The sequence below is a fragment of the Peribacillus cavernae genome, assembly GCF_003989135.1.
Classification (GTDB): Bacteria; Bacillota; Bacilli; order Bacillales; family DSM-1321; genus Peribacillus; species Peribacillus cavernae.
Window position 1 is genome coordinate 723,279 of record NZ_RYZZ01000007.1, and the last position, 19,934, is coordinate 743,212.

The 19,934-nt window shown below is 39.8% G+C and carries 18 protein-coding genes, 1 tRNA gene, 2 pseudogenes and 2 riboswitches; of the genes and pseudogenes, 14 read left to right on the plus strand and 7 right to left on the minus strand.

Annotation, left to right across the window (positions count from 1 at the left end; all coding sequences use genetic code 11):
* Positions 1 to 355: 355 nt before the first annotated feature.
* Complete coding sequence (locus ELQ35_RS09580; protein WP_126864589.1) at positions 356 to 1,603, minus strand: hypothetical protein; 1,248 nt, start codon at positions 1,601 to 1,603, stop codon at positions 356 to 358.
* 362 nt (positions 1,604 to 1,965) lie between these two features.
* Entirely contained in the window at positions 1,966 to 4,605 is a 2,640-nt protein-coding gene (locus ELQ35_RS09585; RefSeq protein ID WP_126864590.1) for a PBP1A family penicillin-binding protein, read from the minus strand.
* Positions 4,606 to 5,160: 555 nt separating this feature from the next.
* Here ELQ35_RS09585 and ELQ35_RS09590 point away from each other — a divergent pair.
* The 9 genes and pseudogenes from ELQ35_RS09590 to ELQ35_RS23070 form a co-directional block, all read left to right on the plus strand.
* Positions 5,161 to 5,373 carry a hypothetical protein gene (locus ELQ35_RS09590; RefSeq protein ID WP_126864591.1) on the plus strand — a complete coding sequence of 71 codons (213 nt, stop codon included), beginning with the start codon at positions 5,161 to 5,163 and terminating at the stop codon, positions 5,371 to 5,373.
* 209 nt (positions 5,374 to 5,582) lie between these two features.
* Positions 5,583 to 6,158, plus strand: coding sequence for a GNAT family N-acetyltransferase (locus ELQ35_RS09595; protein WP_126864592.1), 576 nt, complete (start codon positions 5,583 to 5,585; stop codon positions 6,156 to 6,158).
* A 205-nt stretch (positions 6,159 to 6,363) separates the two neighbouring features.
* Complete coding sequence (cspC, locus tag ELQ35_RS09600; protein ID WP_126864593.1) at positions 6,364 to 6,564, plus strand: cold shock protein CspC; 201 nt, start codon at positions 6,364 to 6,366, stop codon at positions 6,562 to 6,564.
* 164 nt (positions 6,565 to 6,728) lie between these two features.
* Positions 6,729 to 7,226: a GNAT family N-acetyltransferase gene (locus ELQ35_RS09605; RefSeq protein ID WP_126864594.1), complete on the plus strand. Its 498-nt coding sequence runs from the start codon at positions 6,729 to 6,731 to the stop codon at positions 7,224 to 7,226.
* Positions 7,227 to 8,165: 939 nt separating this feature from the next.
* Positions 8,166 to 8,357: pseudogene (locus tag ELQ35_RS23725) on the plus strand (6-carboxyhexanoate--CoA ligase); the annotation flags it as partial.
* Positions 8,338 to 9,684, plus strand: a complete 1,347-nt coding sequence (gene bioA / locus ELQ35_RS09615) for an adenosylmethionine--8-amino-7-oxononanoate transaminase (RefSeq protein WP_126864595.1) — start codon at positions 8,338 to 8,340, stop codon at positions 9,682 to 9,684. The pseudogene ELQ35_RS23725 and the gene bioA, both read left to right, overlap by 20 nt.
* Positions 9,674 to 10,846 carry an 8-amino-7-oxononanoate synthase gene (gene bioF / locus ELQ35_RS09620; RefSeq protein ID WP_126864596.1) on the plus strand — a complete coding sequence of 391 codons (1,173 nt, stop codon included), beginning with the start codon at positions 9,674 to 9,676 and terminating at the stop codon, positions 10,844 to 10,846. The genes bioA and bioF overlap by 11 nt, the downstream gene beginning before the upstream one ends.
* Positions 10,843 to 11,544, plus strand: a complete 702-nt coding sequence (gene bioD, locus ELQ35_RS09625) for a dethiobiotin synthase (protein ID WP_126864597.1) — start codon at positions 10,843 to 10,845, stop codon at positions 11,542 to 11,544. Before bioF ends, bioD begins: the two co-directional genes overlap by 4 nt.
* A pseudogene (locus ELQ35_RS23070) lies at positions 11,541 to 11,627 on the plus strand (hypothetical protein); the annotation flags it as partial. The gene bioD and the pseudogene ELQ35_RS23070, both read left to right, overlap by 4 nt.
* A 207-nt stretch (positions 11,628 to 11,834) precedes the next feature.
* Here the strand turns inward: ELQ35_RS23070 and ELQ35_RS09635 are convergent.
* From ELQ35_RS09635 to ELQ35_RS09655, 5 genes are all read right to left on the minus strand, one after another.
* A tRNA-Gly gene (locus tag ELQ35_RS09635) sits at positions 11,835 to 11,908 on the minus strand.
* A 27-nt stretch (positions 11,909 to 11,935) separates the two neighbouring features.
* Positions 11,936 to 12,778 (minus strand): energy-coupling factor ABC transporter ATP-binding protein, encoded by an 843-nt coding sequence (locus ELQ35_RS09640; RefSeq protein ID WP_126864599.1) that lies wholly within the window; start codon positions 12,776 to 12,778, stop codon positions 11,936 to 11,938.
* Entirely contained in the window at positions 12,778 to 13,566 is a 789-nt protein-coding gene (gene cbiQ, locus ELQ35_RS09645) for a cobalt ECF transporter T component CbiQ (RefSeq protein ID WP_126864600.1), read from the minus strand. The genes ELQ35_RS09640 and cbiQ overlap by 1 nt, the downstream gene beginning before the upstream one ends.
* Positions 13,553 to 13,864: an energy-coupling factor ABC transporter substrate-binding protein gene (locus tag ELQ35_RS09650; protein ID WP_126864601.1), complete on the minus strand. Its 312-nt coding sequence runs from the start codon at positions 13,862 to 13,864 to the stop codon at positions 13,553 to 13,555. The genes cbiQ and ELQ35_RS09650 overlap by 14 nt, the downstream gene beginning before the upstream one ends.
* Position 13,865: 1 nt before the next feature.
* Positions 13,866 to 14,609, minus strand: a complete 744-nt coding sequence (locus ELQ35_RS09655; RefSeq protein WP_126864602.1) for an energy-coupling factor ABC transporter permease — start codon at positions 14,607 to 14,609, stop codon at positions 13,866 to 13,868.
* Positions 14,610 to 14,787: 178 nt separating this feature from the next.
* A riboswitch (cobalamin riboswitch) is annotated at positions 14,788 to 14,978 on the minus strand.
* Positions 14,979 to 15,195: 217 nt separating this feature from the next.
* A riboswitch (cobalamin riboswitch) is annotated at positions 15,196 to 15,389 on the plus strand.
* Between the two features lie 155 nt (positions 15,390 to 15,544).
* Between ELQ35_RS09655 and ELQ35_RS09660 the strand changes: the two genes are divergently transcribed.
* From ELQ35_RS09660 to ELQ35_RS09680, 5 genes are read left to right on the plus strand one after another with little or no spacing between them, the layout of a single operon-like run.
* Complete coding sequence (locus ELQ35_RS09660) at positions 15,545 to 15,931, plus strand: (2Fe-2S) ferredoxin domain-containing protein (RefSeq protein WP_126864603.1); 387 nt, start codon at positions 15,545 to 15,547, stop codon at positions 15,929 to 15,931.
* A complete protein-coding gene (gene cobJ / locus ELQ35_RS09665; RefSeq protein WP_126864604.1) occupies positions 15,928 to 17,586 on the plus strand; it encodes a precorrin-3B C(17)-methyltransferase in 1,659 nt (552 codons plus the stop codon). Before ELQ35_RS09660 ends, cobJ begins: the two co-directional genes overlap by 4 nt.
* Positions 17,587 to 17,604: 18 nt before the next feature.
* Positions 17,605 to 18,501 carry a sirohydrochlorin chelatase gene (locus ELQ35_RS09670; RefSeq protein ID WP_126864605.1) on the plus strand — a complete coding sequence of 299 codons (897 nt, stop codon included), beginning with the start codon at positions 17,605 to 17,607 and terminating at the stop codon, positions 18,499 to 18,501.
* A complete protein-coding gene (gene cobK, locus ELQ35_RS09675; RefSeq protein WP_126864606.1) occupies positions 18,498 to 19,268 on the plus strand; it encodes a precorrin-6A reductase in 771 nt (256 codons plus the stop codon). Before ELQ35_RS09670 ends, cobK begins: the two co-directional genes overlap by 4 nt.
* Before the next feature lie 13 nt (positions 19,269 to 19,281).
* Positions 19,282 to 19,932: a precorrin-8X methylmutase gene (locus ELQ35_RS09680; protein ID WP_126864607.1), complete on the plus strand. Its 651-nt coding sequence runs from the start codon at positions 19,282 to 19,284 to the stop codon at positions 19,930 to 19,932.
* The last annotated feature ends 2 nt before the right edge of the window (positions 19,933 to 19,934 follow it).

Sequence of the window (19,934 nt, forward strand, 5' to 3'; positions counted from 1 at the left end):
CAACGCTGTACTTAGAAGAGATCAACATAATTCATAGAGTACCTGTAATAAATAAAAATAATAGTTAAGAATATTTTTTATTATAAAGCAGGGGATGAAGGCTGTAACAAGAATAAGGTGATCCAGTCCATGCAGCAAAAGAACTTCATAATTCTACATTAAAGCCATGGTTAATATAATAGGGTTCTATGTACATTTGACTTGAAAAAGGTACCTAACTCAAATCAATTATGTCCATTAAAGACATAATAATATAGCTGATTTCTCCTTAGCGTTGGAGAAATTAGCTTTTCTTTTCCAATAATTGTCTTATAGTGGATTTTACGTCAAAATGTTAGCGGTACCTCTTATATACTTACTGATGATGCGCAAAGTGTTCCATGATTTTTGCCCAAATACGTTTTGTTTCAAGGAAGTCACGATAATGCTTTTCAACATTTTTATGGTATTTCTCCAATTCAGCTAAGACATTAATAAAATCCGGCTGTCCGAAATAAGCGCAGATTTTAGGCAATGTCACCTTAAGCTGTTCGCGCATCTCTTCAATCTTTTCCCCATAACGATCCGGCTGTGTGATATAGAGCAGTAATGGCTTATAACGAATCCAACCTATACAGGCATTATAAAAGCGAGTGGTAATCTGTTTGGTATCAGCTTTGATGAACTTCAATCGGATTGGGAGAACACCTTCTAAAAGGTGGTTATAGGTAGAAAACCCATCATGGAACGTGTAGCATGGCACGTGCAAAACTTTTCGTTCGCTTAGGCAGGTACTTAAAAAAGTATCCTCTCCTCTAGCTCCCGGTGGATTGTAAAACGGAAAAATACGGCGAGAATCGGTAAGGTTAATACACAGATTAGCGCCTGAGATGAATTTGGCATGGTTTGTTTCCTGCACCTCTATAGCATCATCGCTAGTCAATATCTTTGTATCAGCATATGTTACCCCGCCGTTTTTCATAACGGTTTTCAAGGTATCCCAGTTAATGATATCATTGCTGATAACCTCTATAAAAGAGCGGAAATCCGCTTCGGTCATAGTGTCGTTAAATTCCATATAGGGAATAGGCGATATATAGCCACAATGATTTCCATGGGTGATGTCCGCTTGAGTGATATATTTAAGATGGTTTGACAGAACAAACTGGCCTTCCCAAGTTGCAGTTTTGCGCGTATTGGTCACTGCCATTGGGTATTCGTCGTCGTCCATAAAAACCAGATAATCCATATTGTGCTTTATAGCGTGGTATAGCACAGCGTTACGCTTGGCTGCATACCCCTTGCCAAAAATCATGCGAGCTTCATCAATATTGATGACGTTTTCTCGAATTAAATAGTCAATTTCTTCTTGTATAGCGATGCTTCCAATAAATTTGCTACTATCAATCTGTTCGACTAGTTCTGGGTGCACATTGGTGTAATCCGTTATTTTGGTGTTATGATAATTAAGATCATATGCGACAAAAAGATTTAAACTGATCCTTTTGTTTTCTACCAAACCGGATTCATTCCAGTTGTATATGTTGGTTCTCAGCACTCTTTGAAAACTCTTTCTCCCAGTCGCAAAACCGATTCCAACTTTAATATTTTTGCTCTTCTGCATTTAATCACTCCTTTTCAATGCAAAAGTAAAGTATAGCTAGATCATTATTATAACATCACTAAACCTGAATTATTCACAGAGCCTCAAATCGTGTGAATTCGCCCTGGGAGTTCCATAAAAAACAATCATGATCCTTCGCTCCCAATCCATGCATGATAACGGGAATATATAGACCATAATAGTAGTGACACGAACAGTTTCCATACATGACTCTTTATGGTGGTTCAACCCTGTTTAAAAAACTGTTTGGGTAAAATTGGTGTTCAACCCAACTGAAAAGAGCCTGGAGTAATTTTTCTTCCGGGCTCTTTAACGGTTTTATTGATTTGCTTACTATCAGTCACCAAAATTTTTCTGCATCTTTACGGATTAGCTGATTCAACTGGTTTGGATTCTTTTTTTACTTTAGGCTCCTTTGGTTTGACTTGCTCCTGTCCGGTTGGAGGAGGCTGTGTCTTACCAGGATTTTTGGAATCGTTGCTATTGCCATTGTTTCCGGCACCTAAACCATTCTCTCTTGATCCATCATCTGTCGATCCATCGTCGGGTGTTCCATCATTCGTTGATCCATCATCGGGTGTCCCGTCATCCGCAGATCCATCGTTCGGTGGTGTTCCACCACCTGCTGAACCATCGTCCGGTTTCACATCATCCGCGGATCCATCGTCGGGTGTTCCATCATCATCCGCTGAACCATCGTCTGGTTTCTCATCATCCGCTGATCCATCATCTGTTCCATTCTCTGGGTCATTGCTATTGCCATTGCCATCTGGACCACTGCCGTTACCATTGCTGTTTTCATTACCGTTTTGGTCGTCATTGTCGCCTTCACCGTTGTTTTCATCTTCCTTATTGGGCTCTTTTTCTTGTTCAGGCGGTTTTACCTTAGAATCATCGGTTTCTTCATCCTTTTTATCTTCTTCAATAGTTTCTGGAGTCACTGCTGGTTCTGCAACTGGCTCACTTCTTTTCTTGACTGGCTTATTATTCTTTTTTGCAACCGTAATCGGCTGATGCCCTTTTACATAATATTCACCAGAACTTGCAAAAACGCTGTCAGGCTGTTTGAAATCCTTAGTTACTACGTCCTGTGAGACATATTCCATTAAATTCTTAAAAAGATATTTAGGTATCTTTTGAGATTCCGTTCCCAAATATTCCTTCTTATCCTTTTCAGTGTCATAGCCAGCCCAGACTGCCACGGTATAATTTGTCGTATACCCGGCCATCCAGCTATCCGGGACTCCTTCAGCAGGGATATTATACTTAAGACGGTCTTCTTCTTCAAAGTTTGTCGATCCGGTTTTACCTGCTATAGGCAGCCCTGAAACATTTGCAAGGCGTCCGGTACCGTAGCTTTCGTTAAGGACGCTCTTTAGCATATCCGAAATGATGAATGCAGTTGAGTCCTTCATAACCGCTTTCGGTTGCACCTGATTTTTAACAGTCGTCTTATCTCTCAGCACAATTTTTTTGACTGTATGAGGTTTTATATATTTACCGCCATTTCCAAACGCACTGTATGCACCGGCAAGCTGCAAGGAAGAAATTCCGTTTGTTATACCACCGATTGCATAAGCTTCGTGGATTTCTTCTGGAAGAGGGATGCCTAAATTGCTTGCAAAATCCCTTGCTCTATCAAGCCCGACTGCCTGAATCGTCTTTACTGCGGGAATATTCAATGAACGTCCCAGCGCCTCCCTGATTGACATCGAACCATAATAACGATTAGACGCATTTTTTAGTGGAGTCCCGTTGGTGTATTCATATTCCTCATCTGTTATTTGCTGAGAAGACGACCAATTGAGGTATTCAACCGCAGGGCCGTAATCAAGAATTGGTTTAATGGTCGAACCCGGCTGTCGTTTTGAATCCACCGCGTAATTGAAGCCACGTGAAACCTTCGTATTCCTGCCGCCGCCGATAGCCCGGATTTCACCTGTTTTCGTATCCAGCAAGGTAATGCCAGCTTGAAGTTTTTCACTTGGATATTTAATAACCTCTTCTGTATTCAACATTTTATAGACATATTCCTGGGCATCACGGTCAAGTGTCGTGTGAATTTCCAACCCATCGGTATACACATTATAATCACCCATGCTTTCCACTTCTTCGATCACTTGATCGATGAAAGCATCATACGTACTCATATCCTTTTTTGTTTCTTTCTTCACAAGCCCTTCGGCAATGGATACATTTTGTGACTTTTCCATTTCTGCTTTACTGATAAAACCATGTCTGTTCATAAGATAGAGAACAACATCACGCCGCTCCTTGGCACGATCCGGATGTTCATACGGATTATACCGGTTAGGGCTTTGCGGCAAGCCGACTAGCATTGCGATCTCATTCATCTTTAAATCTTTTAATTCTTTTCCGTAATAGACCTTTGATGCCGTAGCAATCCCGTTTGCCCGTTCGGAAAAGAAAATTTTGTTCACGTACATTTCAAAGATTTCTTGTTTTGTATATTTCTGTTCAAGCTGAAAAGCCAACCACATTTCTTGTACTTTCCGTTTCACTGTTTTATCTGCGGTCAGATAAGACCGCTTTACAACCTGTTGTGTTAGCGTACTGGCACCCTGTGAACCAAAACCGTCAGTAAAATTGGCCAATACTGCTTTTCCCAGGCGAAGTGCGTCTATCCCGTGATGTTCATAAAAACGGACGTCCTCTGTTGCCAACACAGCATTTTCCACCTTTTTAGGTATGTCTTCGTAGGCGACAAAGTCACGCCGCTCCAGTTCGACTCTCGTTAAAAGCTCACCATCGCCATATAAGATCTTTGAGGAAACCGGATCTTTTAACAGCTTTTCATCAAGCTTAGGAGCATCGCTGATAAAGTAGGCAAACGTGGCTCCGCCAGCAATAATGCCGATAATTCCAATTGTAACGAGGACAAGAAAAATACGTTTAAAAAGACCGCCTTTTTTGGGTTTTCCTTTCTTCTGAGCCTCGTTTTGCTTTCGGCGTTCTTGTCTCGTGGTATAGTTTTCCGCCATGTTAGTGACCTGCCTTTCTTAAACAAAAATCTAAACCTGTAGTTTAGGAAATTCTTACTCTTGCAGAGGAAAAATCAATGAGCTATTTTAAAAGTTTTTTTTTTACCAGCTTGCTATAGTATATCAAAGGTTTGCTAGGAGTGTCGGTTTGTGAAAGATAAGTTAATAATATGCTAAAAGTTGAAATCTATGTTGACTGAAGAATTAAGTAACGATGCAAAAAAAGAAGCTGATAAGATAATTCATCATTATTCGGTAGTTGTAGCGATAATAAAAAGAAGTATAATTCCATTATATAAAACTTTTCCAAGAATTTGGAGCAAAATGTATGAGAAGAGGCAAGGGTTGGCCTTATTATATTGTTTTTATTCCTGACAGGGTGTAAAGAGGAGGGAAAAGTGGAGAAAAAAGAAATAGAGAAAATTGCTTCTAATGTTGCAGCAGAGAGTTTCTAAAAGTAAATGAATGCTTTGCTTAAATTGAGCAATAATGCGGAGTAAAAGAAGGGGAATGCTCCCTCTATGTCGAAAAGAGTAAACAAAAGGGGATGGCCCAATGAATAAAGATAGACTGTTAAAAAACCTTCAGACCGCCAGTCGAGGAAATTTATTTTCAATAGAGATTCCTAAATCCACTAAAGAAGATGAAAATACGATTGAAGAATTGTTGAAAGAATTAGAAAGAGAAGGAAAAATCAAATTAAGAGAGTGTGTCCAACGAGAATACTCCGTTTTTTTGCACGGAATAATGAAGTATTCATCCGAATGATCGGATGCTTTTTATTTTGAAGGAAAAGGAATATATTCACGTAGATAGGTTTGGAAGAAAAAGAAAAAGAAACGTACTGGTTATTTTTACCATAATTGTAAAAGAATGAAGCGGTATTAAATGAGGAAAGTCAACAAATACTTCCATTATTAAGGTTTTCTATATTGTTAAAATTTGAGCACGGAAAAACGTTATAAGGGAGTAGATCCATGCATTGGTATGAAAAATTAAATCAATATTTTCCGATTGAAGAAATGAAATCAAGAGAGCACATGGAAACCTTACTTAAAGAGCGTTCAGAAATCTATTATAAAGATGAGAGTCCTGATCATGTGTTAATGTATGTTGAACTAGACAATTTTGTATTTATTGATTATCTGTTTGTTTCGAAAAAAACCCGTGGCCAGGGACTTGGCCATAAACTATTGGGAAAATTGAAACGAAAAGGAAAACCAATCATTCTTGAGGTTGAACCAATTAACTATGATGACAGTGATTCAGAAAAACGGATGCGCTTCTATAAACGTGAAGGGTTTGAACATGCAAAGTCAATCGGGTTTAAGAGAAGATCTCTGGCCACAAAAGAGATTAATGAAATGGAAATCCTCTTTTGGGCACCAAATAATGAGTCTGAAGAAATGATTTTTGAAGCGATGAAAAAAACATATGATATGATTCATACATATAGGGCCCAACACTTTTACGGCGAATCATATCAGCCAGTTGAAGAGGTACTAACCTTTAACCAAGAATCTAAAAATGAGAATTTATCAGACAATCTGTGAATAGTATCACGTTGGATTTAAATAGTATTTGGTACTTATTTTCTGTTAATTTGCTTTCACTTCCATTTTCTGTTACGATAAAGGAGAATTATTTTTGTTCGGTGCAAAGGATAGATAGTATAAGTATTCGGCTTTTCGTCTTGATGATCACTTTGGGCAAGGATAGTAACACATTGTGTGTTTAACGCACTAGGAGGCAACAAATATGGAACAAGGTACAGTTAAATGGTTTAATGCAGAAAAAGGTTTCGGATTTATCGAACGTGAAGGTGGAGACGACGTATTCGTTCATTTCTCAGCTATCCAAACTGAAGGATTCAAATCATTAGACGAAGGTCAAAAAGTTTCTTTTGACGTTGAGCAAGGTGCTCGCGGAGCTCAAGCTGCAAACGTTCAAAAAGCGTAATATATTTTTTTATAAAAAACAGGTCCTTTTTAAAAGGTCCTGTTTTTTTGATTTCTAAAAAAGTGCAATAAAAAACCTGCTCAGGCGCCTGAGCAGGTTAATGGTACAAGTAAAGTAAGACAGATTTAAAAGGTTTAACTAAGTACTGACAGAAGGAGCATTTTATGTTAATTAGAGAGATAAAAATTGAGGATGCAGAGAATTTTATAAATCTCATTAAGAAAGTAGAAGCTAAATCAAATTTTATGCTTATGGAAGCTGGAGAAAGAAAAACTACTCCTGAACAGCAACGTAAACATTTAGAACGTCTTGGACAGCAAAACAATTCAACAATCTTTGTAGCTGAACAAGAAGGAATTTTAATAGGTTATTTGATTGCTATTGGTGGAAGTGTAAAGAGGACTAAACACTCTGCTTACATTGTTGTTGGAATTTTAGAGCAAAACAGAGGACAGGGGATTGGAACAGCTTTATTTCAACGCGTAGAAGAGTGGGCGAAAAGTCACCACATTTCACGATTGGAGCTCACAGCGGTTACTAAAAATGAAGCAGGTGTAGCTCTATATAAAAAGTGCGGATTCGAAATAGAAGGCACAAAAAGAAATTCTCTTATGATAGATGGAACTTTTTATGATGAGTATTATATGTCAAAGGTATTTTGACCTTGTAACCCAATTATAGGGGGCTTTAATGGAAGGTCCCCCGTTTTTCAATTTGATCATTCTTTATTCAAGAAAAGGGTGCATTCCTGAAGGAAGGCGTCTGTTTTGTTTTTAGGACATTTAATTGATAAAAGGTTGTATAATCTCCTCTTTTTTATTATGCAGCCGCCTGGCTTCTTCAGGAGCCAAAAACATTGATTTATCAACGTTGTGTAAAATTCTGCATAAACGGTAAAAACGGGCAGTTTGAAACCCCTTGGCTCCCATAGGCCACTGAAAAAGTCTTCTTAATGTAAAAAAAAGGTATAATTATCGTATCAAAATCATGTGGGTGGGTGCGATGATTCAAAAACAGCAATCAATGACATTAAGTCCGTTTATGGATATCTATGATTTAGAGTGTTCCAAAGAATAATCTGTTGCGAAAAAATAACGAGCTGGTCGACACAGGACAGTCAAGGCCGATAGGAGTTCCACCTAATTTCGTTAACAATATTGACAGAATAGATTAACAATTTTAATATATTGTTAACCAGTTTTCATTTTTAGTTTACATTTAAAAGGTAATGTGGTTGATAAGTGGGAATTTCAGTAATTAATTGGATTGTTACGAGTGGATTTGTTTCGGTTTCTCTTTACTTATTACGGCAAATTCGCTAGAAATCAATTATTGGTAGATCGTTATTATTACAGCGATCCCAGGATAATATTTAATTGACGTTATTCCACTAACAAATTGAAACAATAACAAGGGGGAGGATAGAAGGTATGCAAGAGGGAAAGTATTATAGCGTTAGAATGAGAGCTGCCAAGGATGGATCTCATGAATATGGTGGAAAGCATATATCTGGTGGAGAACTTACTTTCAACCTATAGCGATATAAACATGCAGTGAATGCCTTATTAGAAACTTAACTCATTCAAGAGGAAAACCAGATTTTAACCGGCTATGTAGCAAGTAAAAATCTAGGTTATCAACGTATCACTAAGCTAAAAGAATACGGAGATGAACGAGGCTGTCGAATCTTCTTTGTTGATTGCTCAAAAGATCCGAATTCATATTTACACTATCTAGAAAAGCAGCCAGTCTTCATTCAATGGGGGGAAGAAAATGACACAAGGATTAATTGAAAAAAGTAAAAAGTACCTCTGGCTACCTTTCACACAAATGAAAGATTATGATGAACATCCTTTGATTATTGAGAGTGGTAATGGAATAAAAGTGAAAGACATTTATGGAAAGGAATATTATGATGGATTTTCTTCTGTTTGGCTCAATGTACATGGCCATCGAAAAAAGGAATTAGATGATGCGATTAAGAAACAGCTTGAAAAAATCGCTCACTCAACATTGTTAGGAATGACAAATGTTCCAGCAACAGAGCTGGCTGAAAAACTAATTGAAATAAGTCCAGAAAAGTTGACACGCGTCTTTTATTCAGATAGTGGAGCAGAAGCAATGGAAATTGCTCTTAAAATGGCGTTTCAATATTGGAAGAACATAGGTAAGCCAGAGAAACAAAAATTTATTGCGATGCAAAATGGCTATCATGGCGATACGATTGGTGCAGTAAGTGTTGGTTCAATCGAGCTTTACCATCATGTATACGGACCATTAATGTTTGAGAGTTTTAAGGCACCAATCCCTTACGTGTATCACTCTGAGAGTGGTGATCCTGCACAGTGTCGCGATGAATGTCTATATGCACTTGAACAGTTACTTATTGAAAATCACCAAGAAATAGCAGCACTTTCCATTGAATCGATGGTACAAGGGGCTGCTGGTATGATCGTTATGCCAGAAGGATTTTTGGTAGGTGTACGTGAGCTTTGTACAAAATATGATGTCTTAATGATTGTTGATGAAGTTGCGACGGGCTTTGGCCGGACAGGGAAAATGTTTGCTTGTGAACACGAAGGTGTGCAACCAGACTTAATGGCAGCTGGGAAGGGAATTACAGGAGGCTATTTACCAATTGCTGCAACATTTACAACAGAGGAAATCTACATGGCATTCTATGATGACTACGAAAAGTTAAAAACCTTGTTCCACGGTCATTCTTATACGGGCAACCAGCTTGGATGTGCGGTTGCGATTGAAAATTTACGTTTGTTTGAATCTGAAAAAGTCGTTGAACAGGTAGCCCAAAAAGCAGAGGATCTTGATTTACTCCTTAATGAGCTACAATCACTCCCTCACGTTGGAGAGATTAGGCAGCTGGGTTTTATGTGTGGAGTAGAACTTGTTAGCTCAAAGGAAACAAAAGAGCCTTTTTCTCCAGAAAAACGAGTAGGATATCAGGTTTCATTAAAAATGAGAGAGCTTGGTATGCTAACGAGACCATTGGGTGATGTAATTGTATTTATGCCTCCACTTGTCAGTACAAGGGAAGAACTTGAAGCCATGGTAACGATCATGAAAGAAGCAATCCATGAGGTAACTAGTGTTGAACTTTGATGGATGGTTAAGCCGACAATTAGATAAGACGAAAGAGTCTGGCTTGTATCGAAAGTTACGAACAATGAATACAGCTCCTCGACCTGAGATGTCTATTGATGGTCAGAGACAAATCGTCTTTTCATCAAATAATTATTTAGGGCTGGCGAATAATAAACGAATGGTCTACGTAGCAGGAACGGTACTACATGATTTTGGAGTAGGAAGTAGTGGCTCAAGGTTAACTACAGGTAATTCTGAATGGCATGAAAAACTCGAAGAACGAATCGCAAGTTTTAAGCAAACGGAAGCAGCCCTTCTGTTTTCAAGTGGCTATTTAGCTAATGTCGGTGTATTGTCATCATTACCTGAAAAAGGGGACGTACTATTAAGCGATCAATTAAATCATGCGAGTATTATCGATGGTTGCCGCCTCTCAAAAGCTGACACAGTTATTTATAAGCATGTTGATATGGATGATCTTGAAGGAAAGCTGAAAGAAACAGAATCTTATCTGCGACGTTTTATTGTAACAGATGGAGTATTTAGTATGGATGGTACGATTGCGCCTCTTGATAAGATTATGTCACTTGCTAAACGCTATCATGCTTTCGTTATTGTTGATGATGCACACGCAACCGGTGTTTTAGGAGATAACGGTAGGGGAACTAGTGAATATTTCGGTGTTTTTCCTGATGTGGTGATTGGTACCCTAAGCAAAGCCATTGGTACGGAAGGGGGTTTTGTCGCTGGTTCAAAGGTGTTAATTGACTTTCTGCTAAACCATGCTAGAACGTTTATCTTTCAAACGGCTATCCCACCATCCATCTGTGCTGCTTCGTATGCAGCCTTGGAGATTATTGAACAAAGTAAAGAAAAGCGCCAACTGTTGCTTTTAAAAGTAAAACAGATAAAAACCAGTCTAGAAGAAATGGGCTATACAGTGAAAGGGGATCATACACCGATTATTCCAGTGATCATTGAGGATACCCAAAAGGCTGTAACATTTGCGAACAGATTACAGGAAAAAGGAATATACGCACCAGCTATTCGTCCACCAACAGTAGCAATAGGAGAAAGTCGTATTCGGTTAACTGTCACCACTGACCATACTTCAAAAGAAATAGATTACTTGTTAGAGACATTTAATTTAATCGGAAAAGAGTTGAACATGATTAAATGAAGGGTTTTTTTGTAACAGGAACTGATACTGGAGTTGGGAAAACAACTATATCTTGTGGACTTGCAGCTGTATTAAAAGAGAAAAAGATTGATGTTGGAGTATTTAAGCCATTGTTAAGTGGCATTTCGCGTGACCATCCAGAAAGCGATACAAGCTTACTAAAGCAAATGTCACAAACGTCTCTTTCCTATGAAGACATTACCCCTTTTTCATTCAAGGAGCCACTTGCTCCGTATGTTGCAGGAAAGCTGGAAGGGAAGGTAGTTGACATTGAAGATGTATTGTACCGCTGGGAAAGGATTAGAGAAATACACGAATATTTTATAGTAGAAGGTGCTGGAGGTATTTCAGTGCCATTGGGTGAAAATTTCTTAGTCAGTGATTTAATTAAAGCTTTACAGCTTCCAATTGTTATTGTAGCTCGCCCTAATCTTGGTACGGTCAATCATATTTTTCTAACTGTTCAATACGCAAAAAGCATAGGACTTAAGATTGCCGGAATAGTGATTAACGGAATAAGTGATCATCCTGACATTGCGGAAAAAACAAACCCGAAATTAATTGAAGAGTTATGCGATGTGCCTATTTTAGGAATAACACCTAAGCTTAAAGAAATATCAAAAGAAAGCGTTCAAAACATGGTAAAGGATCACATAGACGTGACATTACTTATAAATCAGATGGGGGTAGGAAGATAAATCAATGGATGGAACTTGCAGATCGAGCGTTAGATGGTGTGGAAGTAACAAATGAGGAGGCCCTTTCATTCTTAGAATGTCCACTGTGGAAAATTAAAAGAAAAAAATGTTTCAAGAGGACATTAGTAAAAGACTTTTTCTGGAATGCTGAAAGAGAATACCGAATGTACGAACAGGATCTTCAGATAACTGTTTGAACGTAGGGCAATTTTTTTGAAAAAGCTTAAATTGACGACAAAATAAGGTAGCCAAAACCTTTGCACTACAAGGTTTTGGCTGCTTCTCTTTAGCGTCCCAGATAGGAATCGAACCTATGACCTACAGCCTGGGAGGCTGCCGCTCTATCATGCTGAGCTACTGGGACATATAATGGACGACTCTCTTATTTTTCTTATTCTAAACTTTTCAAATTCCATGTTTGAAACAATTCTTCCTTACTTCTTGGGGAGGCTTCTACGCTAAAAATCCCTGCTTCGCTAAGAGATTGGTATACTTCGACAATCCATGGTTTTTCTAAATGCGCTTGGTGCAAAAGTTCTTCGTGATGAAAAATAGTGGCGGGGTCTCCTTGATAGATAATTTTTCCATCATTCATGACAATGATTTCATCCGCCCATTGATAGGCTAGATTTACATCATGGGTTGATAAAATGATCGTTTTATCAGGCTGATGAATATGATCGAGTAATGTTAAAATCTGTTTGGAAAAGTAAGAATCCAATCCAGCCGTAGGCTCATCCAAGATCCATACATCTGGTTCCATGGCTAACACCCCAGCAATGGCGACGCGCTTTTTTTGTCCTAAGCTTAAAAAATGGGTGGGTTTATCTTTCAATTCCGTTACCTCTGTTTGCTTCATCGCCCATTCCACTTTCAGAAGCACCTCATCCTTCGCCCAACCTAAGTTCATCGGTCCGAATGAAATATCCTGTTGTACATTAGCGGAAAAAAGCTGGGAATCAGGGTCTTGAAAAACGATCCCGACTTGCTTTCGTAACGATAATAAGGCTTTTCGATCATACTTCAATTTCTTTCCCTTAAATTGGATGCATCCGGATGTTGGCTGTAAAAGACCGTTTAAATGTTGAAATAAGGTAGATTTTCCGGCACCGTTATTGCCTAATAAAGCGATTTTCTTCCCTTGTTGAATCGTAAGTGAAAGATTTTTTAAAGCGATCGTCCCATCCGTGAATTGATGGGTTAGGCCATCTATTTCAAAAATAAACTCTGCCATTATAAACTGCCTCCAACTAAAATATATGTAATGATCAAACTTACTAGAATCCCAATGGTAATCAGCCAATTGATTGGAGAAAAACGGTAAGAGTCTTCGATGAACGATATATCCTCTTGATATCCTCTTGCGTTCATGGCCATCGTTAATTGCTTAGAGCGCTGGAATACACCTAGAAATAGGGCAGATATGAGCATGCCGAGTGACCGGATTCCCCTTCGCATTGTACTATAACCAAGTCGTGATGACTGCGATTGATAGATGTCCATAGCTGTTTCTAAAAAAATAAAAATAAACCGATAAGTCAATTCAACTAAATCAATCAACAATGATGGTAGTTTCAGCTTTCGCAACACATGTAGAATGGCTGTGATTGGTGTGGTTAACGTTAAAAAATATAAACAGCTGATACTGCTTAATACAACAACGATCAGACTGATTACCGTTTTTATACTATCTTCGCTTATAAAGATTTGCCAGCTGCCGACATTCCAGGACAACCATACATTTGGAATCGACGTATTGTTGCTTGAAAAGGAAAAAAGGATTGTGAACGTACCCGACAGTAAAAAAAATCCAGGTAATAAGAGTAATTTTAGATAATAAGAGATTGGGATTTTTGCCCCGAAAATAATAAAAGCACTCATCAAGGTAAACGTGATGAGTGAAACGAACACATCCTTCACAGCTAATGAAAACAGTAAAAGGGAGAGGGCAAGTATCATTTTCTCTAGCGGATGAGCATTCTTTAGCCGATTAAAATAAGCATATTTATCAATGAGTAACATGTGATGCCTTTTCCTCCTTTTCTTGAGTTGCCTGTTTGTTTTTTTGTCTCATAACTCCGATGAAATAACCAATGAATCCAGATCCGATTGCAGCTTGAAGCGCGAACAATAAGCTTTCAGTTTCACTACCTGGCGGCTCCCAGATACTGTTGAACCAAGGCTCATAGTCCGGCTGGATTTCAATGATGGCTTCCTCGGCCTTTCCATCTGCCCCGCCAAATTCAGTTCCTTTTTGGGTGATTAACGGAAATGTCGCCAGAATGACCACTAGGAAGAGAAGCAGTAGACTTTTTTTCATTTTAACGAGCCTCCTTAGATAAAACTCGAAGTAATTTCAATTCGCTTAGATTGTATTTCTTTAAGAAGTTCATGACAACGACTGTCAATAATCCTTCGCTGATTGCTAACGGTATTTGGGTTAGCGCGAAGATTCCTGCAAATTTAGTGAATGAGGCGATAAACCCACCTACCTCCGATGGGAAAGCTAAGGCAAGCTGAACCGAAGTCACTACATAGGTACCCAAATTTCCGAAGGCAGCCGACAGGAAAACGGCAAGAGAGAAGGACCAACCAACAATAGTAGCGCCTTTGAATACAAAATAGGCAATGAACGGCCCGCAAACAGCCATGGAAAAAGCATTAGCTCCTAACGTTGTCAATCCTCCATGTGCAAGTAATAAGGATTGAAATAAAAGAACAATAGAACCAACAACGGTCATGGCCAAGGGTCCAAACAAGATTGTCCCTAAACCGACGCCGGTAGGGTGTGATGAGCTCCCTGTGACGGAAGGGATTTTTAGGGCTGATAAAACGAAAGCGAATGCGCCGGATAGGCCAAGCAACATTTTTGTTTCGGGATTTTCCTTCACCTTTGCCCGGATGGAACGGTAGCCCATGATTAAAAATGGAAGAGTTACGGCCCACCAGAATATCGCCCATTCAAGCGGTAAAAAGCCCTCCATAATATGCATGGCAGCTGCTTGTTTTGGTACAATGAGCAGTAAAACGACAAAATAAAGTACTTTCCAACTGACTTTTTTCATTTTTTCTCCTTTCGACACTTTGATATTTGCTGAGCGTACAGCTGTGGTGAGAAGCGGCTGGCAAAACAAAAAGCACTTCTCTCGAGATGAAAGAAGTGCACAATGAACAGTAAAATTGCAGTAAGGTCAAAAATCACCTATATCTGCCTGATCCGCACACCCATCCTCGTAGGTTGAAACAGTTTCACGCTTCATGGCAGGTTTCCTGGCTTTGGAGCATCAACCTGTTACATCCTTCCCATCATTAGACAGTGGATCTTTCATACGTAACAGGATTTCCCTTTACAGTGGCGGGACCGCGCCGGAATTGCACCGACTTCCCTTTTAAGCTAAAATTTGAAAATTAGCACCAAAAAGCATATGTAGTTTTCAAAAATTTCTAATTTAGTGTATCACGAAGAAACTTTTCCTTCTATACCCATTTTAAATTTTATGCAAATATAAAGGCTAAGGGGAAAAGAAAGAAGTTAGTTAGATTTTGTTTTTTTAAAAAAATATGAGTAAACTATTTTAATTTTTAAAAAGTTATTATATGATAGATATAGTTCACTAGAAATGTAATTTTTGGAAAATGTTCTTTTATAATTGAATATTAAATTTTAAAAGTGCCCTTGGATGAAAAACGACACAAGGGATAATAGGGAAATCGGTGTGAATCCGATGCAGCCCCCGCTACTGTAACGCTGATGAAATTGTCAATAACCACTGGCCTAAAGCTGGGAAGGGACAAGAGTAAAGTGAAGCGTAAGCCAGGAAACCTGCTTTTAAAATCGAACGATACTTTTCGGAGGGAAAGGTAGAAGGGCTATGAAGAATTTTGAGAGTTTCAGCATGCTTGCTGGAGACTACTTTGTTTATATAGCTTTTTATAAAACCTTAACTCTAGCAGTTAAGGTTTTTTATTTTGCCTTTCCTCTGAATTTAGGAGGGAAAAGATGACAACCTGGAACTTGGAAGGCATGAATTCGCATCTGCTGATATGTAACGGCAGCAGCTGCATGAGAAAAGGCGGCGAAGAAGTGACCCAGGCGATCCGCGATGAAATTTCATTACTTGGTCTGGATCAAAAAATACATACGACTAGGACACGCTGTAATGGAAGATGTAAGGATGCATGTGTCGCAATTGTCTATCCTCAAGGCACATGGTATCGAGTGGATTCACCTGATTTTGGCCGGGAGATTGTCCGTAACATCAACGGTGAAGGGCTTCTTCCTCACATGATTTATCAATTTATGGATGGAGAAATGACACCTAATGCGGCTTTTCCAGCACAAACGGGAATTTCAAAGAACAAACCGGTAAAGGAGATGTCTAAATGAGCACGAACGGAAAATTATTTGTCGTTGGCTTTGGACCGGGAAACTTTGAACATATTACGGCACGTGCTGTGGAAGCGCTTCAAGAAAGTGACTTCATCATTGGGTACAAAACGTATGTCGAACTCATTCAGGGCTTGCTTACTGATCAAACGATTATTAGTACAGGTATGACCGAAGAAGTATCACGTGCCCAAGAAGCGGTGAAACAGGCGGAACTTGGAAAGAAAGTAGCCGTTATCTCGAGTGGGGATGCCGGGGTATACGGAATGGCAGGACTTGTCTATGAAGTGTTGATTGAAAAAGGATGGAAAGAGGAAACGGGAGTTGCAATTGAAATCATTCCCGGCATTTCGGCCATCAATTCATGTGCGTCGTTACTTGGAGCACCAGTCATGCATGATTCCTGTACAATCAGCCTCAGCGACCATTTAACGCCTTGGGAACTGATTGCCAAACGAGTGGAAGCGGCTGCGATGGCTGACTTTGTCATTGCGCTTTATAATCCTCGCAGTGGTAGAAGGACAAGGCAAATTGTTGAAACGCAGAGGATTTTATTGCGCTACCGTTCCCCGGAAACACCAGTAGGATTAGTAAAAAGTGCGTATCGTGAACGTCAGGACATCGTTATTACCAATTTGAAAGATATGCTGAATCATGATATAGGGATGCTGACAACCGTCATTATTGGGAATTCATCGACTTTTTTATATGACGATAAAATCATCACGCCGCGTGGCTATCAACGAAAGTACACGTTGAATTCGGAAAAGCAACCTTTGAAGCCGCATCAACGTTTGCGAAAAGAAGCGGAGCCATGGGCATTGGATCAAGAAACCGGCCTTACGCAAGGCTCTTACTCCGAGGCTGCTGCTGCCGGAGTTAGAGTGATTACTAAAGCACCTGAAAAAAAGAGCACGTCCTTTGAAACGGCAATGGAAGCTCTATCAAGAGTTAAAGGTCAAACAGTCACACAATCTGTTACGCCTATCGTTCAACAAAAAATGGAGTCGGTGTTCGAGCTTGCCGTCAGCCCGGGTGTGGCGAACAAGCAATTTACCCCAAAGCAACTGATGACACTTGCGGAAGTTGTCGGGGAAAAGGGAACGATGGAATACACGCCGAATCATAAAATCGTGCTAAAGATCCCTACAACTGAACCAGAAGTCATTACAGAAAAATTGCGATCAGCAGGCTATTTACTTTCACCGATTGGGGATGTACTGACTCTCAAAGCTTGTGATTTCTGTGATGGTGAAAAAGCGGAATCCATTCCTTACGCGGATGAATTGCAACGTGTGCTTGGTGGCATAGATACGCCTAAGGAGCTGAACATCGGTTTTAATGGGTGTGGAATGGCTTGTTATAGTGCGGTGATGGATGATATCGGGATTGTTTTCCGTAGAGGGAAATTTGACTTGTTCCTTGGAGCAAAACCGGTTGGCAGAACGGCTCATCCGGGCCAGCCAGTTGCTGAAGGAATTGAACCTAATCAACTTGTCGAATTAATTTCGAGCATTGTCAACGAATACAAACAAAACGCTCATCCAAATGAACGACTATTTAAATATTTCAAGCGTGCGAAAAAGATACAAGGCTATCAATATCAAGATATTGCTCCAAAAATAAAAATAGAGCCGGCGCCTTGTGAAGATTAATCAAGAGGGGGAAAGCTAATGAAAGCAGTATTATTCGTAGGACATGGTAGCCGATTAGCAGCTGGAAACGAAGAAGTGATTCGTTTTATTGAAAAAATGATTCCGACAATGGACGACAGCTCATTGATTGAAACATGCTTCTTGGAATTTGCTTCGCCAAGTATTTCCAAAGGCATTGACAATTGTGTGAAAAGAGGAGCCGCTGAAGTTATCGTCATACCGATTATTTTGCTTCATGCAGGACATTCAAAATTGCATATTCCAGCTGAAATAGAAGATGGAAGGACTAAGTATCCAGGGGTTCAATTCACATATGGGCAAACGATTGGGGTCAACCAGGAAGTATTAACGATTTTAACGGATCGGCTAGAGGAAGTTGGCTTTGATACATCTTCGGAACACCCTGATACGGCAATTTTGCTAATTGGCCGAGGTGGAAGTGATGCTGATGCAAATAGTGATTTTTATAAAATTTCACGATTGCTGTGGGAAAAAATGAATGTCAAATGGGTCGAAAGTGCCTTCATGGGTGTATCGGATCCGTTAGTCGATGAAGGAATTGAACGCTGCCTTAAGCTAGGTGCTAAAAAAATTGTGATGCTTCCATATTTCCTTTTCACCGGTATTTTAATGGAAAGAATGGCGAAAATGCTTGCAGGCTATCAAGAGCAAAATCCAGAGCATGAATTTGTTTTGGCAGAATACTTTGGTTATCATCCAACATTACAAACTATCCTGAAAGAACGTGTAATCGAAGCCAGCGAAGGAAGGTCAAGTGGTGCCCGTGATTTAGAAAACTATCGTAGGTATGTCGCGGAACATGGTCATGCCCACCATCATCACCACGATCATGATCACGATCACCACGACCATGATCATCACCATGATGAACAATTGGCGGGGAAGTCAAAATGATTTTGTTCTTGGCAGGTACAAGTGATGCAAGGGAATTGGCGATTGAAATCCAGCAGGCGGGATTCCAGGTCTTGGCAACGATCGTAACCGAGACGGCAGCAAAAAGCTTGCAGGAAGCGGGGATATTAACTCAAATTGGACGATTAACGGCAGCAGATATGACATTGTTAATCAACGAAAAAGGGTTTCAAGCGGTAGTAGATGCGAGTCACCCATTTGCAGAAGAGGCATCGAAAAATGCTCTCCAGGGAGCAAAGGAAGCCAACGTTCCTTATATTCGTTATGAACGTGAGAGTCAAAGATTCCAGGATGAGAAATTAATCATGGTTAGCGATTATGCCGAAGCAGCCAAGCTTGCCGCGACAAAGCGGGGTGTCATCATGCTAACGACGGGAAGTAAAACGTTAGAGATTTTTGCCGAAGAGTTAGTAGGTCTTGAGAATACGAGAGTCATTGCAAGAATGCTGCCACGTATCGACAATATGGAAAAATGCGCTCAGTTAGGCATCGAGCAAAAAAATATCGTCGCGATTCAAGGTCCATTTTCAAAGGAATTAAACAAAGCGCTATACAATCAATACGAAGTCACGTTAATGATTACAAAAGAAAGTGGCAAAGTTGGGTCTGTCGATGAAAAATTGGAAGCCGCATTGGAATGTGGAATCGAGACGATTATGATTTCCCGACCCAATGTTGATTATCAAAATGTTCATTCCAGTTTCGATTTTGTCATTGCCGATTTGAACAAACAGTTACACGAAAAATAGGAGGAATTTTACGATGGATTTTAATACAGACTTTAAACCTTTAACGGTCGATCCAGACAAAATATATGATTATAGCTTTTCTATAATTGCTGAAGAAATGGGTGCTCATGATTTTTCGGACGATGAATGGATGATAGTACGTCGCATTATTCATGCTTCTGCAGACTTTGAATTAGGAAGAAGCGTCATCATCCATCCAAATGCAATTCGAGCTGGTGTAGAAGCGATTCGCAAAGGAAGGCATGTCATTGCCGATGTGCAAATGATTGAAAGCGGAACAGGGAAAACCCGCTTTCAAAAGCATGGCGGGGATGTGCACTGCTATATTTCAGACCCCGATGTAACAGTTGAAGCGAAACGGTTGAAGACGACAAGAGCCATCATTTCGATGCAAAAAGCCGTACGTGAAAATGCGGGCGGGATTTATGCGATTGGTAATGCACCAACGGCCCTTTTAGAGCTCATCCGTCTGATCAAAGAAGGTATAGCTAAGCCAGACTTGATTATCGGTATGCCTGTTGGCTTTGTTTCCGCCGCGGAATCAAAAGAAGAACTGGCAAAAATCGCGGAAGTGCCTTTCATCACAAATGTTGGCCGGAAAGGCGGAAGTACTGTTACAGTTGCCGCTTTAAATGCGATTTCCCTCTTAGCTGATCAGGTATAATC

Bases quoted from the DNA above. Each gene is read 5' to 3' on its own strand.
- ELQ35_RS09680 (WP_126864607.1), top strand. From the start codon at position 19,282: ATGGATTTTAATACAGACTTTAAACCTTTAACGGTCGATCCAGACAAA.
- cbiQ (WP_126864600.1), bottom strand. From the start codon at position 13,566: ATGTTACTCATTGATAAATATGCTTATTTTAATCGGCTAAAGAATGCT.
- ELQ35_RS09660 (WP_126864603.1), top strand. From the start codon at position 15,545: ATGACAACCTGGAACTTGGAAGGCATGAATTCGCATCTGCTGATATGT.
- ELQ35_RS09670 (WP_126864605.1), top strand. From the start codon at position 17,605: ATGAAAGCAGTATTATTCGTAGGACATGGTAGCCGATTAGCAGCTGGA.
- ELQ35_RS09650 (WP_126864601.1), bottom strand. From the start codon at position 13,864: ATGAAAAAAAGTCTACTGCTTCTCTTCCTAGTGGTCATTCTGGCGACA.
- ELQ35_RS09605 (WP_126864594.1), top strand. From the start codon at position 6,729: ATGTTAATTAGAGAGATAAAAATTGAGGATGCAGAGAATTTTATAAAT.
- cobK (WP_126864606.1), top strand. From the start codon at position 18,498: ATGATTTTGTTCTTGGCAGGTACAAGTGATGCAAGGGAATTGGCGATT.
- cspC (WP_126864593.1), top strand. From the start codon at position 6,364: ATGGAACAAGGTACAGTTAAATGGTTTAATGCAGAAAAAGGTTTCGGA.
- ELQ35_RS09640 (WP_126864599.1), bottom strand. From the start codon at position 12,778: ATGGCAGAGTTTATTTTTGAAATAGATGGCCTAACCCATCAATTCACG.
- ELQ35_RS09595 (WP_126864592.1), top strand. From the start codon at position 5,583: ATGCATTGGTATGAAAAATTAAATCAATATTTTCCGATTGAAGAAATG.
- ELQ35_RS09590 (WP_126864591.1), top strand. From the start codon at position 5,161: ATGAATAAAGATAGACTGTTAAAAAACCTTCAGACCGCCAGTCGAGGA.
- ELQ35_RS09585 (WP_126864590.1), bottom strand. From the start codon at position 4,605: ATGGCGGAAAACTATACCACGAGACAAGAACGCCGAAAGCAAAACGAG.
- bioA (WP_126864595.1), top strand. From the start codon at position 8,338: ATGACACAAGGATTAATTGAAAAAAGTAAAAAGTACCTCTGGCTACCT.
- ELQ35_RS09580 (WP_126864589.1), bottom strand. From the start codon at position 1,603: ATGCAGAAGAGCAAAAATATTAAAGTTGGAATCGGTTTTGCGACTGGG.
- ELQ35_RS09655 (WP_126864602.1), bottom strand. From the start codon at position 14,609: ATGAAAAAAGTCAGTTGGAAAGTACTTTATTTTGTCGTTTTACTGCTC.
- cobJ (WP_126864604.1), top strand. From the start codon at position 15,928: ATGAGCACGAACGGAAAATTATTTGTCGTTGGCTTTGGACCGGGAAAC.
- bioD (WP_126864597.1), top strand. From the start codon at position 10,843: ATGAAGGGTTTTTTTGTAACAGGAACTGATACTGGAGTTGGGAAAACA.